Source organism: Actinomyces vulturis (assembly GCF_001687305.1).
In the GTDB taxonomy this organism is placed as follows: domain Bacteria; phylum Actinomycetota; class Actinomycetes; order Actinomycetales; family Actinomycetaceae; genus Actinomyces; species Actinomyces vulturis.
The window spans coordinates 730,126-744,802 of record NZ_KV700385.1; the positions used below are offsets into that span (position 1 = coordinate 730,126).

Sequence of the window (14,677 nt, forward strand, 5' to 3'; positions counted from 1 at the left end):
TTTCAAACATGGAACTTTTAGACCATGTCATAATTGGCGTGGAACATGCAAAATGTCGTGATTTACGGCGCACCGCTGTGGTGTGCTCAACGTGGATAGCGCAGAGGAGAAGTTCGTGACCACACCTGGAGCTACCACTCTTTCCACTCCCTCTTCATGGGATGACGATCCTGCGGGAGCATCTCTCCTCATTGCCACAGGTCGAGCCCGTCACAACATGCTCGTCATGAGTGAGCACACCTTCCTCATTGACCTCTTCGAAGCGTGGGGAACCCCCGAATCCTCCATCCGCTCCTCATTCCTTCCTGGAGTCAGTGCCCCTACTGCGCCCGGCCACTGCGATCAACTGCGCTCTTATGAGCGAGACGGATTGACCTACCTCATTGCCCAAGGCTTCACCACCGCCTATGAAGGTAAAGCCGTGCGTCGCGTTAACGCCATTCCTCGTCTCGCCGCAGCCGGCCAGCCAGATGCTGCGGTGATCGTCGTGCGAGCAACCTCTCTAGGAGAAGCTCCTATCGGCAGCATCCTGCCTGTGGCTGACCACTTGATGCTCGCCCCACATATGGTTCCCACTGATATCAACCTTCACAGCGTGGAATGGAACAAGGCTATCCGCCGCGCCGCCCAACACACTCATGCTGCTGGACCGGATGTTATTGCCGCTTTGTGGGCAGGAGCCGTTAAACCCGGCCACGCAGAATCGCGTGTACTGATCTCTATGGGAGCAGACATTGTTATTCATGATGGTCTTCCTCAGGCGCTGACCCTCATGAGTGCTGGAGTTCCTGTTCTTCTGCTGGCAGTAGTGGACAGCGTGATTCCTGCGCAGGGACTTCAATTGGCCGAAGATACTGGAGTGCGCGGGCGAGATGATGAGGCTGGAAGTGTGCCAACGCCGTCGGCAAGTACTCCTACTCCCCATCGAGGAGGGCGACGTGTTCGTCGAGCAGATGTGGTGGGCACAGGCACATCGACACCAATCAACGGTTCAGGTTTGACCATTCCCGTGGATCATCGTGTGACCACCATCCTTGAAGGGCTGAGTGAATTCCTCCTCAAGAATGATTCCCGATTTGCTAGCGATCGGGCACGATAAGAGCGATGACAAATCCTCCGCCTACCCACTTCACTGCGAATCCGCAAGGGGACTCCACTCGATTAGTTCCCGAAGGTTTTGTCTTCCCTGGTACGGAGACAATCAATCCCGCTGAGGTTTTTTCTACTCCCGGGTATCAAGCGCCTAAATCGGGCGTGCCAGTGTTGGCTCGGCTTGCTTTGATCTTCGGGATTGTAAGTGTGCTGATGTGGCCCTTAGGAATCGTCGCCCTCGTTCTTGGGATTATTGCGTATATCAGGCGCACTCCACATCACGGCGCGGAACAGACGTCTGCGCTAGCAGGAATGGTGATTGGCGCTATGACTACGGTCATCTTTGTATGGACCTTTATCCTTGTGAAGTTTTCTTTCCCCCTGTTGTCGCTGTTGGGGTAGAAGTGTTGGTTTCTTGAGACTTTCTTACGAGGAAAGTGTGTTGGGTGACTGTGTTTGGTATATCTATTCATAGCAGTGATGAGAATCGTAATTTTTTACTGGCGCAATCGCAGAATAAGCCTGTATGCTGATATCCCGGCAGTGAACGCCGGTTTTTTTATGCCTGATTCGCTGTTAACCACGGAAATCCCCTGAACTAGGAGACGCAGATGGCGAATGTCCGCGGCTGGACTCTGCACGGAGACGGCAAAACGATTCAACCCGGAGACGTTGTTCTCCCCTCCGAGCGCCTCACATGGCCTCGCACCATTGGTATTGGTATTCAGCACGTTGTTGCTATGTTTGGCGCCACCTTCTTGGTTCCTTTGCTCACGGGCTTTTCTCCATCTACAACCCTTTTCTTTACGGGTGTGGGAACACTTCTTTTCCTTGGTATTACAGCAGGTCGGCTGCCTAGTTATCTAGGCAGCTCTTTTGCACTCATTGCTCCTATTGGTGCTGTGACGGGTTATGTTGCCGGTGGCGGTGGATTGATCGATGAACACAAGGCTTCCTTGGCTCAAGGTGGCATCATTGCTGCGGGCGCTAGCCTTGCCTTGGTCGGTATTGTTGTTCACTTTGCTGGATCGCATTGGATTGACCGTCTGATGCCTCCTATTGTGACCGGCGCTATCGTCTCCTTGATCGGCTTTAACCTTGCTCCCGCTGCATGGAACAACGTCAAGGTCGCCCCTGTCACCGCTGTGGTCACTATTGCCTCTATCCTCTTGGTCACCGTGTTGTTTAAGGGGATCATTGGTCGTCTGTCCATCCTTATTGGTGTGCTCATTGGTTATGCCACAGCAGTCATTCGTGGTGAAGTGGACTTTTCCGCTATGAACGATGCTGCATGGGTGGGTATGCCTCACTTCCGTGGTCCTGCTTTTGACTTCAGTTTGCTCGGCCTGTTCGTTCCTGTGGTTCTCGTGCTCGTCGCCGAGAACGTCGGTCACGTCAAATCCGTGGCTGCCATGACCGACGAGAATCTCGATGATGTTACCGGCCGCGCACTTTTCGCCGATGGCTTGTCCACTATGCTCGCCGGTGCTGGCGGTGGTTCTGGTACTACCACCTACGCTGAGAATATTGGCGTGATGGCGGCCACCCGTGTCTACTCCACCGCCGCTTACGTGGTGGCTGCGGTGACCGCATTGTCCCTGAGTTTGCTACCTAAGTTCGGTGCCCTTATCGCCACTATTCCCGCTGGCGTGCTCGGTGGTGCAGCAACTGTTCTCTACGGCATGATCGGTATGCTCGGCGTGCGCATCTGGGTTCAGAACAAGGTTGACTTCTCTGATCCGGTCAACCTCAATACGGCGGCTGTGGCTATGGTGATTGCCATCGCCAACTTCACCTGGACTGTTGGGCAGATGTCCTTTGCTGGTATTGCCTTGGGTTCTGTGGCAGCCATTGGTATCTACCACCTCATGCGCTTCCTGTCGAAACTTCGTGGAACTAATCTCGAAGAGGCCTCTCCTGCATCAGCCCCCGCTGGCGTGGAACTTGAATCGCCGGCATACGCCACCCGTCACAAGAGCAACTAATAAGTTGCCCTCACTCCTGGAGTGTGCGGTGAATGGGAAGGTGAGAGTCTTCCGAATGGTTTGGTGTGAGCGCACAGACGTCTTTCTGGTCGCACTTAACTGAGCAACGCCGTGGTGGGCATCCAGCAACGAGCTGGGTGCCCACCACGGCGTTATGGGGTATTGATGTGGGATTGTGGGCATGCATTAACAGTGCAGATGTGACAGAGGTCACTATATTGATTTTTTCCTGACTTATCCCCAACTGTGTGTGAAGAGGGTCTGGTGGGATGTGGAATGTTGTGGACCAACCTATGTGGCCAGCATTTTTCTCGCATGAATAAATGTCAGCGGGGGTATGGATGATGGGTGTTTGAGGAGTTTTTTCTATTCTCGAGATCATCAAAAAATACATGGTTCTGTGAATTACACACATGTAATCCACAGGTCTGTGAAACCTATCCACAGGAAGAGTGCAGGAGGTGTTCATGAGTGGGGTCAACACATCATCTTGGGGTGGTGGCGCAAATCCACCCCTAGGGGTAGTGTCGAGCCTGGTAGGAATCTCCTGCCCTCCCGAAAATAACAACCGCGTTGTTACACCGGAGGAATTCACTGAAGATGGTGATTCTCCAGTAGGCAACCCACCACCGGAAGGTAGTTCGATGACCATCACCGTCTACAGCAAGCCCAACTGCGTACAGTGCACGGCCACCTACCGCGCTCTCGACAAAAACGGTCTGTCTTACACCACGGTGGACATTTCTCTTGACGCTGAGGCTCTCGATCAGGTCAAGTCCCTCGGATACACTTCCGCTCCTGTTGTGATGGCCGGAGGCGATCACTGGTCTGGTTTCCGCCCTGACAAGATCAAGGCCCTCGTCGCCCAGGCAGAAGCAGTCGCAATCTGAGCATCGTTCTAATCGACTGCTATGGGACTGCTCGTCTATTTCTCATCCGTTTCTGAAAATACTCACCGGTTTATTCAGAAACTCGGAATGCGCGCGCAACGAATTCCCCTTCTACCTTCTCAACCTGCGCTCGTGGTTGATGAAGAGTATGTTCTCGTTGTTCCCACTTATGGTGGTGGCGCAATTAAAGGGGCGGTCCCTAAGCAAGTCATCCGTTTTCTTAACGATCCACACAATCGCAGTTTGTGTCGTGGTGTGATCGTTTCAGGAAACACTAACTTCGGCACGGCTTATGGGCTTGCCGGTGAGATTATTTCCAACAAACTCCAGGTTCCCTTGCTGTACCGTTACGAATTGTTGGGAACCCCCGCTGATGTCACCCGCGTCAAAGAAGGATTGGAACAGTTTTGGCAGACACGTTAACCGATACCGGACTGGAAACATCTCCCGCACCGGAACTTGATTACCATGCCCTCAACGCCAAACTGAATCTGTATGACGCTCAGGGGCGTATTCAGTTTGACGCTGATCATGAAGCAGCACGCCAGTACTTCCTCCAGCACGTGAACCAGAACACCGTGTTCTTCCATGACATTGAGGAAAAACTCGAATACCTCGTCGAAGAGGGCTACTACGAACGTGACATACTCGACCGCTACAGTCCTGAATTTGTAAAGGTAGCGTTTAAAACCGCCTACAGCCACAGGTTCCGCTTCGAAACATTTCTCGGAGCCTTCAAGTACTACACCTCGTACACCCTGAAGACTTTCGACGGTAAGCGCTACCTTGAACGCTTTGAAGATCGCGTCACTATGGTGGCCCTCGCCTTGGCGGAAGGTAATGAGGAACTGGCTATCGATCTCATCAATGAGATCATGACTGGACGTTTCCAGCCCGCAACCCCCACTTTCCTTAATGAAGGTAAAGCCCAGCGCGGCGAACCCGTATCCTGCTTCCTGGTCCGCATTGAAGACAATATGGAGTCCATCTCCCGCGGCATCAATTCGGCGCTGCAGTTGTCTAAGCGTGGCGGCGGTGTGGCATTGCTCCTAACCAATCTGCGTGAGCAGGGAGCTCCCATTAAGCGGATTGAAAACCAGTCCAGTGGCATAGTTCCCGTGATGAAACTTCTTGAGGATTCGTTCTCTTACGCTAACCAACTTGGCGCACGTCAGGGAGCTGGAGCGGTTTATCTTCACGCCCACCACCCGGACATCATGCGATTCCTCGATACTAAGCGCGAAAACGCTGATGAAAAGATTCGCATCAAAACTCTCTCGCTGGGTGTTGTGATTCCTGATATCACCTTTGAACTGGCCAAGAAGAACGAGGACATGTACCTCTTCTCCCCCTATGACGTGGAACGCGTCTACGGTGTCCCCTTCTCGGAGATCAGCGTCTCGGAGAAATATCACGAGATGGTTGATGACTCGCGAATCCGTAAGTCCAAGGTTAAGGCTCGTAAGTTCTTCCAGACCATCGCCGAAATCCAATTTGAATCCGGCTACCCCTATGTCATGTTCGAGGATACGGTTAACCGTGCCAATCCCATCGATGGCAAGGTGGTTATGTCCAACCTGTGCTCGGAAATTCTTCAGGTTTCCGAACCTAGCCAACTCAATGAGGATCTCACCTACAAGCACATCGGCAAGGACATCTCCTGCAACCTTGGCTCCCTTAATATCGCCAAGACCATGGAATCGCCAGACTTTGCTCGCACCATTCGTACCGCGGTGCGTGGCCTAACCGCGGTCTCGGACCAAACACATATGCATTCAGTTCCCTCCATTGATCGAGGTAACAGCGAATCCCATGCCATTGGTTTGGGACAAATGAACCTTCATGGCTTTCTTGCCCGCGAAAGTATCTACTACGGCAGTGAAGAAGCCTTGGATTTCACTAACGTTTACTTCGCCACTGTCCTCTTCCACGTACTAAGCGCCTCTAACGAACTAGCTGTTGAACGTGGTGAATCTTTCGTCGGCTTTGAAAAGAGTGATTACGCCAACGGCAAGTTCTTTACGAAGTATCGCGAACAAGACTTCCTTCCCACCACCGACAAGGTTAAGGAAATCTTCGAGCGCAACAACCTTCACGTCCCCACCCGACAGGACTGGGCAGAACTTGCTGACCGTATTGCCTCGACTGGTCTCTACAATCGCAATCTCCAGGCTGTACCACCTACTGGCTCTATTAGTTATATCAACAATTCCACTTCATCGATCCACCCAATCGTCTCTAAGATCGAAATCCGAAAAGAAGGAAAGATCGGTCGCGTCTACTACCCGGCGCCCTACATGACCAACGAAAACCTGTCTTTCTATCAGGATGCCTATGAAATTGGATACGAGAAGATCATTGATACTTATGCTGTAGCCACACAGCATGTTGATCAGGGCTTGAGTCTTACACTTTTCTTCTCTGATACGGCTACCACCCGTGACCTGAATAAGGCACAGATTTACGCATGGCGTAAGGGCATCAAGACCATCTACTATGTGCGTTTACGCCAGGCGGCACTTGAAGGAACAGAGGTTCAAGGCTGCGTGAGTTGCATGCTCTAAGTGCATTCACTTCCGCCTGTATGACCTAAGGTTGCAGGCGGCTGATTACAAATTCACCAGGGTCTCGGCCGCATAGTGCGCGGCCGGGACCCTACATCTATGGGGCTAATATCTTTGTCGGTTGTTTTGCAGAAAACTTACGATGATGCGACAACTAGCGATATTCCGTGATGTCTTAAGAAAAACAAGGGAGAGTAAGAAGCCTTGTCAATACGAAGAATGATGGTGTGCTAAATGCTACAGCACAACATTAGTGCGGCTGATGCTCAACCTTGGCAATGTCCTGCGAAGCATCTTGAGTGAAATCGGCTTGTTCAAAAGCATCATTCATCGGCAGGCGCACATGAAAATCAGTTGCAGGGCAAACCTCAACCCTGCCCTGCATAATGTCAAAATCCATAATATGGCCGCCAAAATCATGCGAGTCAGCCAAGAAATGCGCATGGCAGCCAGCAACAGATATGTTCTGCTCATAAATCGGGGTGCGGAAAGCAACCACCGTGCCGTCAATCATGCGACGCTGAAAAATAGGTTCATTGTGCGTAGCCTCAATCATCGGGCGATACGGCTTGTCCTGCTTCACTACTGTCCGAGTCGACATGCGTTGAAAAAGCCCCGTAATTTTTAAGGCATACATGTAGTTTGCCGAAGGCAGAAGCTCATCCATCCGTTCAGCGAATTCTGAACGAGACATTGGCTTATCGACAACAAAAGACAAGCGTGGCACAAAATGTGTTACCACCGCATAAGGAGTGCGATGATCAGATGAGGGCTGCGAAACGCTACCATTACCACGTAACTGGTAGCACACGCCGTCGAGAATGATCATTTCTCCATCAAGGCCATTGAAAGTGCCGATACCAAAACTGCCATGTGACATGAGTTCGCCAATAGTCATGTCATCTTCATAAATGCCTTGAGCAAGAGCACTAATGAGTGAGGACTGGTAAATCGTGTGTCGAGCTTGAGGCATTCAAGGGACCTTAACTATGTGGGGAAACGGGGTTAGGCATCATCATAACGATCTGGTGTGCTGATAAATGACCTCGTGGCAGTGAACCCGATAGCATGGGACGAGCAAGTGCCAAGCCATCATGCTTGGTGCCGGTCACCACCACGAGAGGACCCCCATGCCAGAGAAGATCAAGTTGATTGACCGAGTACAGGCCATCAACTGGAACCGCCTCGTTGATGATAAGGACCTTGAAGTATGGGACCGTCTCACAGGTAACTTCTGGCTGCCTGAAAAGGTACCCCTCTCCAACGATATCCAGTCATGGGCCACCCTGAACGAAGCCGAAAAGTTGATGACATCCCGAGTCTTCACTGGACTCACCCTTCTCGACACTGTTCAGGGTACTGTCGGTGCGGTGTCCCTTATTCCTGACGCTCGTACCCCCCACGAAGAAGCAGTGCTCACCAACATTGCCTTCATGGAAAGCGTTCACGCGCGCTCTTATTCCTCCATCTTCTCCACTCTGCTCTCAACCCCTGAGATTGATGATGCTTTCCGCTGGAGTGAAGAAAACGAGCATCTGCAGCGTAAGGCTAAGATCATCCTCGACTACTACCGTGGTGATGATCCGCTTAAGCGCAAGGTGGCCTCCACCATGCTGGAGTCCTTCCTCTTCTACTCCGGTTTCTATGCACCCATGTACTGGTCTGCCCATGCCAAACTCACCAACACCGCAGACCTTATCCGCCTGATCATCCGTGACGAGGCAGTCCATGGTTATTACATCGGTTACAAGTACCAACTTGCCGAGAGGGAGAGTACTCCTGAGCGTCGTCAGGAACTGAAGGACTACACTTTCGAACTCGTCTTTGAACTCTATGACAACGAAGAGCAGTACACCGAAGATCTTTACGATCCTCTCGGTTTGACCGAGGACGTCAAGAAGTTCCTGCGCTACAACGCTAACAAGGCCCTGATGAACCTGGGGTATGAAGCAATGTTCCCCGCAGATGCTACTGATGTGAACCCGGCAATCCTGGCAGCACTAAGCCCCAGTGCTGAAGAAAACCATGACTTTTTCTCCGGTTCTGGTTCTTCCTACGTTATTGGGACCACTGAGGCCACAGAAGACGAAGACTGGGATTTCTGATTCATGACATGGACCTATCCTGACAACGAACAGGTCCGTTGCGGCATCCCCTTTAATGGGGTACTTCCGCTGTGGCACAGTGACGGAACCATTACCTGGCATGCCTCACGCGACGAGTCTATTCGTTTCGATGAGTTGGTTAATATTGGCTTACTGACTTGGGAAGAAGGGGCGACTCCTCTCCCTTCGGGATTCTCAGAGCGATGGGAAATTGCCGAACTCACTAACAACGGCATGACGCTCATTCTCCGAGCAGTTGATGCTCATGCTCAAGCAGCATTGGGAGATCACGGCAACGGACGTCGGATTTCTCTACGTGAGCCCATGACCTATGAAGAGGCAATGGGGCAAGAATTTGATGCCAATTCCTTCGCTATTCACTGCGCACGTATCATGCTTCGCTTAGCACGTGACCACGGAGTGGGCCTTATTAATTTGCGATTTCCCCGTGAAAAAGACCCTGCGCCAATTGTGAGTATGTCTGCAGCAAGTGATGCTCACGGTATGATGACTTTTGATGTGGGCACACAACTAGATGTTGATGCTCCTGAGTGGAAAGATGCTCAGAAGCATGGAGCCATGAATATGCTGATGATTCAGCGGCCTTACTCATCGCTGATTGATCGGTCAACCCAGGCCCTTGATGCGGCGGCCCTGGTGGAACTTGCTCAGCCTGTTGTGCGCGCAGCAATCCAGCCTGGATTCCCTTTTGCTCTGGGCTTGGCGACCATGCTTCCCACTATCTGAACCTGCGGACGTGCTACTAAGAGCAGGCGGTTTGAATATTTCATCGTCTGAACGTCATCACTGCACTCGTAAGAAAGCATCAGTGCACTCACTTCAATGAGCAACTCTCACGTCGCAGGTAGGTAATTAGCGGGTTTCAATGGTGGCGAAGTCCGCCGCAGCGATAGGCAAACTATCGTTGCCAGGCTCTTCTTCCTTAACTGGTAGTGATTCGTCAATTACGGGAACTGGGGTGTTATCCGGTTCGTCTTCCTCATCAGTGACGTCATTGCCGTCTACCGGGGCGAAATCATCACCATGGGGGTAATTGTCCTCGTCACCACGTTCCCAGATGCCGGCATCCTCGTTGGTTCCAGAGTTAGGGCGAATGTCATCGCTAATGACGGAGTCATCGAGGTCAGCGGGATTAGGGCCACGGCGAATAATTTGAGGCGTGGGTTCAATGAGAATGGTTTCGCTGACTAGGGTGGTGCTGATGATCTCACCGTTGCGTGTAACGACCTTGTGCATAACGCGTTTGAGGCCATCTTCGCCGGGGCGAACTTGTTCAAAGGCCCCCGCTTTCCACGTGGGTTCGACAATGACCTTAGTCAAAGCAGGAATCTTCTCGTCGTCGGTCACGTAGGTAATCACTTCACCATTAGGAGCGACAGGGCCATCGCCCCCGGTTGGGGTGGGCGTGGGCTCAGGTGCCACAGGTGTGAAGGTCGGAACTGGTCGGGCAGTAGCAGGCAGATTAGTGGGCTTTGGAACTGGTTTGATTGGTGTCGCGTTCGGCGTGGGTTCCGGGTTGTTGGGATTGACCGTTGGTGTAGGCGCAGGAATCACGGAAGGCTTTGGTGACACTGCGGGCTTAGGTGAAGGGGGAGTGCTCGGTTTGGGGGCGAGGGCGGCTACAGATGTGGTGGGCTCGGGACTAGGGACCACAGGAGTGGGTGCTGGTACAGGAGTCGGAGCCAGAGGATACGCGGGGGCCACGGTAGGAACCGGATCAGGATCCGCAGAAGTGGCTGATGCCTGATCGTTAATCATCGGAACTGTAGTTTCGGCAGGAAAAATAGGAGCGACGTCAATCGGTTTGGAGATGTGGGGAGCCTCTTGGTCAGAAGGTTGAGAAGGTTTCGAGGGAAGCGGCACCGGTGCAGGAGCTGGAGCGGGGCGCACAGGAGCGAGTGGCGCAGGTTCGGGATGAACAGGGCGCACAGGGGCTGGTGCGTGAGAAGGCTGAACAGCGTGGGGAGCCGCAATGATTGGAGGCTGAGGAACCTCAGGAGCTGGTGCGGGTATCGGTGCAGGTTCATTAACAGCAGGCGCGACTACGGGAGAGGTAGGTTTTTCAGTCGCTGGAGTTGCAGGTGTTTCGGGAGTAACAATTGCCGGAACTTTAGGCTGTTCGGCGCCAGCAAGAGTATGAATGGTGGGGGTGTGGAGGGGCGGGCCGGCTACTTCGCCTACACGCTCAGCAGGAATAGGAATCTGAACAGGCTTGGCCTGATTGGGAGTTGCGCTAGTAATGACACTTGGTGTTGGTAAGGCTTGGGGTACGGCAGGTTTGTCGGCCTGAGAAGACGGGGTAGCGACAGCCTGAACAGGCGATGTATTCCCGGAAGGCGAGTCATTTGAGGGGCCCGCCTGAGCGTCAATCGTGGTAGTGATAGGGCCGTCCTGTACTACGCGTGACGAACTCTGCTGAGCATCTAAAGCCCAGATAGATGCGCCAGCAGCAACAGCGAAAACCGGCACTAGCGCGATTCCACGCAAAACACCCCCGGACGGGATGGAAAGCGGAGGGTTAGCCACAGTGGCTCCTTGAAAAATCCTTGCGCGTGAACATATGAAAGGGCATTGCGACGAACGGGGTGCTCGGCACAGCGAAGCGCTTAGGACGGGAACCCTGAGCACAGTTCTGCGGTCATGCTATCGGAATGTTGTGGGATTCGTCTATTAGTGTCATTGCTAGAAGGGCGGAATAATGGGCTTCAGTGACTACCAGTACGTTTGTGTGGCCTAGAATCGGCAGTCTAGGGTGCGCACCTATGTCTTAGGTTCTCCTCGATGCATACTCCGCTTTCGCATTTTACTGTCAGGATATTCCATGCTTTCCGCTGAAACCGACGCCCCGCCCCGCCACATTATTGCCGTGGTTCCAGCGCATAACGAGCAAGATCGTATAACTACAACGCTTATGGCAATTTCGGCGATTGACGGCGTTGAGCACATCATCGTGGTTGATGACGGTTCTACTGATTCCACTGTCACGCGCGCACGAGAGGCAGGTGCACAGGTTTTATCTCATGCGATCTGCCAAGGCAAAGCTCAAGCCATGGATACCGGTGCAAAGGAAGCATTTCGACGTGCCCGTATTCAGGGGTGCGCCTTAGACGATCTAGCCCTGCTTTTTATTGACGCTGATCTTGAAGATTCTGCGCGCCATTGTGCTCCCCTGGTTGATGCAATTCGTCATAACCAGACAGACGTCGCCATTGCTGTGTTGCCGCCGCAGGAAGGATCAGGCGGTAAGGGAAGAGTCGTTCGCCTGGCTCGCCATGGCATTAACGAAGTTACTGGTTATCAGCCGATCGCTCCACTGTCTGGTCAGCGTTGTATCCGTGCTCGCCTCTATCGTGACCTCATGCCTATGGCGCAGGGGTGGGGAATCGAAGTAGCCATGACGATCACGGCTTTACGTTACGGTGCAAGGGTTCTTGAAGTTCCATGCGAGTTGACTCACCGTGTGACGGGTAAAGACTTGAAAGGGATTCTTCACCGTGCCGATCAGGCTTGTGCTGTTGTCCGGACCCTTCGTCACCAAGGCCTGAGTCTCCGCTGTGCGCTTACCCCTCTTGTCCGATCCGGTATCGGTGCTCCTGCCCCTCTTTCACCTGAGCAGGCCCATGAATTCACCCCGCAGGTCTACCGTATGCCGTCACGGCCTAGGCGGTAAAGATACCTCTTGATCGTCGTCATTGATGTTCTTTGAGGACGTCTAGGCAAGAAGATGCGGTGCGTTTGTCCATCAGAGAACTTGTAAGGACAAGCAAAAGTAGCGGCACCATCATTGATAGTGCGTATCCCACCATCAGCAGGCCGGAGTCGTTGAGAGCAACCTCAATGACAAGCATGATGAAGCAATTCGTGAGGTAGGTTCGTCCGTGGGGTGCGAGCGCTAAGCGGGGATAAGGACCTTGTTTTTGTTGGGAGAGGGCAAGAATCGTGTGGGTTTTTTGCCATAGATGAACTCCAATCACCACAACGACGAGAAGGATCAGAGGGCCAATCCATGAGTAATCAATCAAGGGTCCGACTAGTGCTCGTACCTTTCGAGTCAATGTGGCTAAGCTCTGACCATTACTGAGATTGGTGATGAAATGACCGGCGTGAGTTTGTGAATCGACTGCTCTGGTGGCGTCGTAGAGAGCAAATGCGGTGACCAGAGTGAAGGCGCTCAGTGTAACAATGAGGAATCGGCGGATCGTCAGGCGCCAGCGCAGTGTCTGCATCATGACTAGCAGAACAATGATTCCTAAAGCCAAGGCACCGCCCACATCGGCGCCGACAGAGGGGGCCGCATCGAAGGACATGGCCACTGCGCCCACAATTCCAATTCCTAGCGCGTGCACCCATCGAGATGAGGGTGGTGCAGCAAGTGCCCACATGGTTAAGGCAATGACGAGGCCGGCGCTCGCCACAGCGAAAGCAGGATTGGACACCCCGAAGAATCGTCCAGCGATGATGGTGTTCATTCCTAGTAGGCCGTTGAGAGCAAAGCGTTGGTTGACAGCCGGGACGATAAACACCACCGCGCTTGCTGTTGCAGCCAGGGCGAGAACTACAGTCCGCCAGGCACGAGGTTCATCCATAGATAATCGTGCGATTCCTGTGACGAGCATCGTAGCAATGAGAGCAGAAACGATGAGTATTCCGAGAATGATGGTTGCTGGAAGCCATGGAGCAGGAGCATTCGGCCGTGCTCCTAAACGCCACCACGGAACACTGTTGCCCAGTGTAAGAAGGAGCGGAAATCCGGCTGATGTCGATGCGGTAAACGCTAACGCTCGTGTCTGAGGATAATTCCCTCGTAGAAGACAAGCACTGATCGTAGTGGTGATAAGAATGCCAATAATCAAAGCGATTGCGATAGGGAGAGTTACCAGACGTGAAGCCTGAGCATGAAGGTCTTCATCTTGAAGACGCTCAGCAGCATCGCGCCCGAGAATAAGGCTCTCACATGAACTGCTCTCACTTGAACCGCATGATAGAACGGGCAGCGATCTAGGTGCGGGAAGTTCAGGGGCTGCGAACGTGTCGGTAATGAGTGAAGACAAACTTCGGGTTTGAACCAAACCTTTCTGGTGTGTGCCCGGACCTACAAAGTCTGTCGAACCTACGGGGATAAGCGAAGTTTGTGTATGAGCGAAGGCTGGCGAGAAAATGCCGAGTTGCGGTGAGAGTCGACCGGAGTCTGACAGTGAAGCAACCACGAGCATGGGGGAGTATTCACTGAACTCGTTAGTAACTTGAGAGATCGCTTGCCAGGTTTTAACAATTACTTCGTCGCTGTGGTTAAAGCACGAACCTTTATCGCTACATGAGGAAGGAGTGGCATCTATTAAAATCAACGCAGGAGTATTGCTGACTGCCGTGCGCTCGCGGAATGCCTCGTCAATGGAGTCTACGTTAGTTGAAGATGCGGAATTATTTCCGGCTAACCATGCATGAGGACCAACTGTGATGACGTGTGCACCATGTTCAGTGATGACTGTTGAGGCGAGGCTTCCCACAGTCGCTTGGTAATGCTGAGTATGAGCAAAATGCTGCGCGGACTCCCATGTCAATGATGTATCGCAATTGCCATCATCGGCGGATCCATTGACACGTTGACCGGCCCCCAATGTTAACCATCCATCAGCGGGGCATGTGAGTGACCGAGTAGTGCGAGTGACCAGGGATACGGGATAACCCTCACCGGCAGTCTGAAGAATTCCTAACGCTGCCAGATTGACTTCCGGATCGCTGCTGCTTTGAGCCTGAAGAAGATCAGCCCAAGTCAGGTTTGCTGTACCTACCACCACGACGGTACGAGGCGCTAACCCCTGTGAATTGTTCTGCGAAGTGCTCAGGGCGCCGGCAGTGGGAAGAACAAAAACTATCAGCGTGAACAATGCCGTAAGAGCGATCAATGCGCGCCACACGCTGGCCTGGCTTATGGCTACGTGCTGGTGGCGTGCTGTGTTCATAACTCAAGATTACGGGTAGACGCAGTGATGAGGCACCAGCCGTGGCTAGTGCCTCAT

The 14,677-nt window shown here is 52.8% G+C and carries 12 protein-coding genes; 9 read left to right on the plus strand and 3 right to left on the minus strand.

Annotated elements, in window-relative coordinates:
- Nucleotides 1-115: 115 nt before the first annotated feature.
- The 6 genes from A9753_RS03025 (at nt 116) to nrdE (ending at nt 6,531) form a co-directional block, all read left to right on the plus strand.
- Nucleotides 116-1,099 carry a hypothetical protein gene (locus tag A9753_RS03025; RefSeq protein WP_067779934.1) on the plus strand — a complete coding sequence of 328 codons (984 nt, stop codon included), beginning with the start codon at nt 116-118 and terminating at the stop codon, nt 1,097-1,099.
- 5 nt (nt 1,100-1,104) lie between these two features.
- A complete protein-coding gene (locus A9753_RS03030; protein ID WP_067779937.1) occupies nt 1,105-1,494 on the plus strand; it encodes a DUF4190 domain-containing protein in 390 nt (129 codons plus the stop codon).
- 209 nt (nt 1,495-1,703) lie between these two features.
- Nucleotides 1,704-3,077: a uracil-xanthine permease family protein gene (locus A9753_RS03035; protein WP_067779940.1), complete on the plus strand. Its 1,374-nt coding sequence runs from the start codon at nt 1,704-1,706 to the stop codon at nt 3,075-3,077.
- 644 nt (nt 3,078-3,721) lie between these two features.
- Nucleotides 3,722-3,967, plus strand: coding sequence for a glutaredoxin-like protein NrdH (nrdH, locus tag A9753_RS03040; RefSeq protein ID WP_067780389.1), 246 nt, complete (start codon nt 3,722-3,724; stop codon nt 3,965-3,967).
- Nucleotides 3,968-3,988: 21 nt separating this feature from the next.
- Entirely contained in the window at nt 3,989-4,390 is a 402-nt protein-coding gene (gene nrdI, locus A9753_RS03045) for a class Ib ribonucleoside-diphosphate reductase assembly flavoprotein NrdI (RefSeq protein ID WP_067779943.1), read from the plus strand.
- Entirely contained in the window at nt 4,375-6,531 is a 2,157-nt protein-coding gene (gene nrdE / locus A9753_RS03050; protein ID WP_067779946.1) for a class 1b ribonucleoside-diphosphate reductase subunit alpha, read from the plus strand. The genes nrdI and nrdE overlap by 16 nt, the downstream gene beginning before the upstream one ends.
- Before the next feature lie 250 nt (nt 6,532-6,781).
- On the opposite strand, the gene budA is transcribed toward nrdE, so the two are convergent.
- Nucleotides 6,782-7,504, minus strand: coding sequence for an acetolactate decarboxylase (gene budA, locus A9753_RS03055; RefSeq protein WP_067779950.1), 723 nt, complete (start codon nt 7,502-7,504; stop codon nt 6,782-6,784).
- 157 nt (nt 7,505-7,661) lie between these two features.
- Here budA and nrdF point away from each other — a divergent pair, with 157 nt between their 5' ends.
- Nucleotides 7,662-8,636 carry a class 1b ribonucleoside-diphosphate reductase subunit beta gene (nrdF, locus tag A9753_RS03060; RefSeq protein ID WP_067779953.1) on the plus strand — a complete coding sequence of 325 codons (975 nt, stop codon included), beginning with the start codon at nt 7,662-7,664 and terminating at the stop codon, nt 8,634-8,636.
- Between the two features lie 3 nt (nt 8,637-8,639).
- On the plus strand, nt 8,640-9,383 hold the full coding sequence (locus tag A9753_RS03065) for a hypothetical protein (RefSeq protein ID WP_067779956.1): 744 nt from the start codon (nt 8,640-8,642) through the stop codon (nt 9,381-9,383).
- A gap of 126 nt (nt 9,384-9,509) precedes the next feature.
- On the opposite strand, the gene A9753_RS03070 is transcribed toward A9753_RS03065, so the two are convergent.
- Nucleotides 9,510-11,183, minus strand: a complete 1,674-nt coding sequence (locus A9753_RS03070; RefSeq protein ID WP_067779959.1) for a G5 domain-containing protein — start codon at nt 11,181-11,183, stop codon at nt 9,510-9,512.
- A gap of 295 nt (nt 11,184-11,478) precedes the next feature.
- Between A9753_RS03070 and A9753_RS03075 the strand changes: the two genes are divergently transcribed.
- Nucleotides 11,479-12,327, plus strand: a complete 849-nt coding sequence (locus tag A9753_RS03075; protein ID WP_067779962.1) for a glycosyltransferase family 2 protein — start codon at nt 11,479-11,481, stop codon at nt 12,325-12,327.
- Nucleotides 12,328-12,346: 19 nt separating this feature from the next.
- Here A9753_RS03075 and A9753_RS03080 read toward each other — a convergent pair whose 3' ends face one another.
- The gene (locus tag A9753_RS03080; protein WP_067779965.1) at nt 12,347-14,620 is read right to left on the minus strand and encodes a hypothetical protein; all 2,274 of its coding nucleotides are present in this window, start codon (nt 14,618-14,620) and stop codon (nt 12,347-12,349) included.
- Between the last annotated feature and the right edge of the window lie 57 nt (nt 14,621-14,677).

Bases quoted from the DNA above. Each gene is read 5' to 3' on its own strand.
- A9753_RS03080 (WP_067779965.1), bottom strand. From the start codon at position 14,620: ATGAACACAGCACGCCACCAGCACGTAGCCATAAGCCAGGCCAGCGTG.
- nrdI (WP_067779943.1), top strand. From the start codon at position 3,989: ATGGGACTGCTCGTCTATTTCTCATCCGTTTCTGAAAATACTCACCGG.
- A9753_RS03065 (WP_067779956.1), top strand. From the start codon at position 8,640: ATGACATGGACCTATCCTGACAACGAACAGGTCCGTTGCGGCATCCCC.
- nrdH (WP_067780389.1), top strand. From the start codon at position 3,722: ATGACCATCACCGTCTACAGCAAGCCCAACTGCGTACAGTGCACGGCC.
- A9753_RS03075 (WP_067779962.1), top strand. From the start codon at position 11,479: ATGCTTTCCGCTGAAACCGACGCCCCGCCCCGCCACATTATTGCCGTG.
- A9753_RS03035 (WP_067779940.1), top strand. From the start codon at position 1,704: ATGGCGAATGTCCGCGGCTGGACTCTGCACGGAGACGGCAAAACGATT.
- budA (WP_067779950.1), bottom strand. From the start codon at position 7,504: ATGCCTCAAGCTCGACACACGATTTACCAGTCCTCACTCATTAGTGCT.
- A9753_RS03030 (WP_067779937.1), top strand. From the start codon at position 1,105: ATGACAAATCCTCCGCCTACCCACTTCACTGCGAATCCGCAAGGGGAC.
- nrdF (WP_067779953.1), top strand. From the start codon at position 7,662: ATGCCAGAGAAGATCAAGTTGATTGACCGAGTACAGGCCATCAACTGG.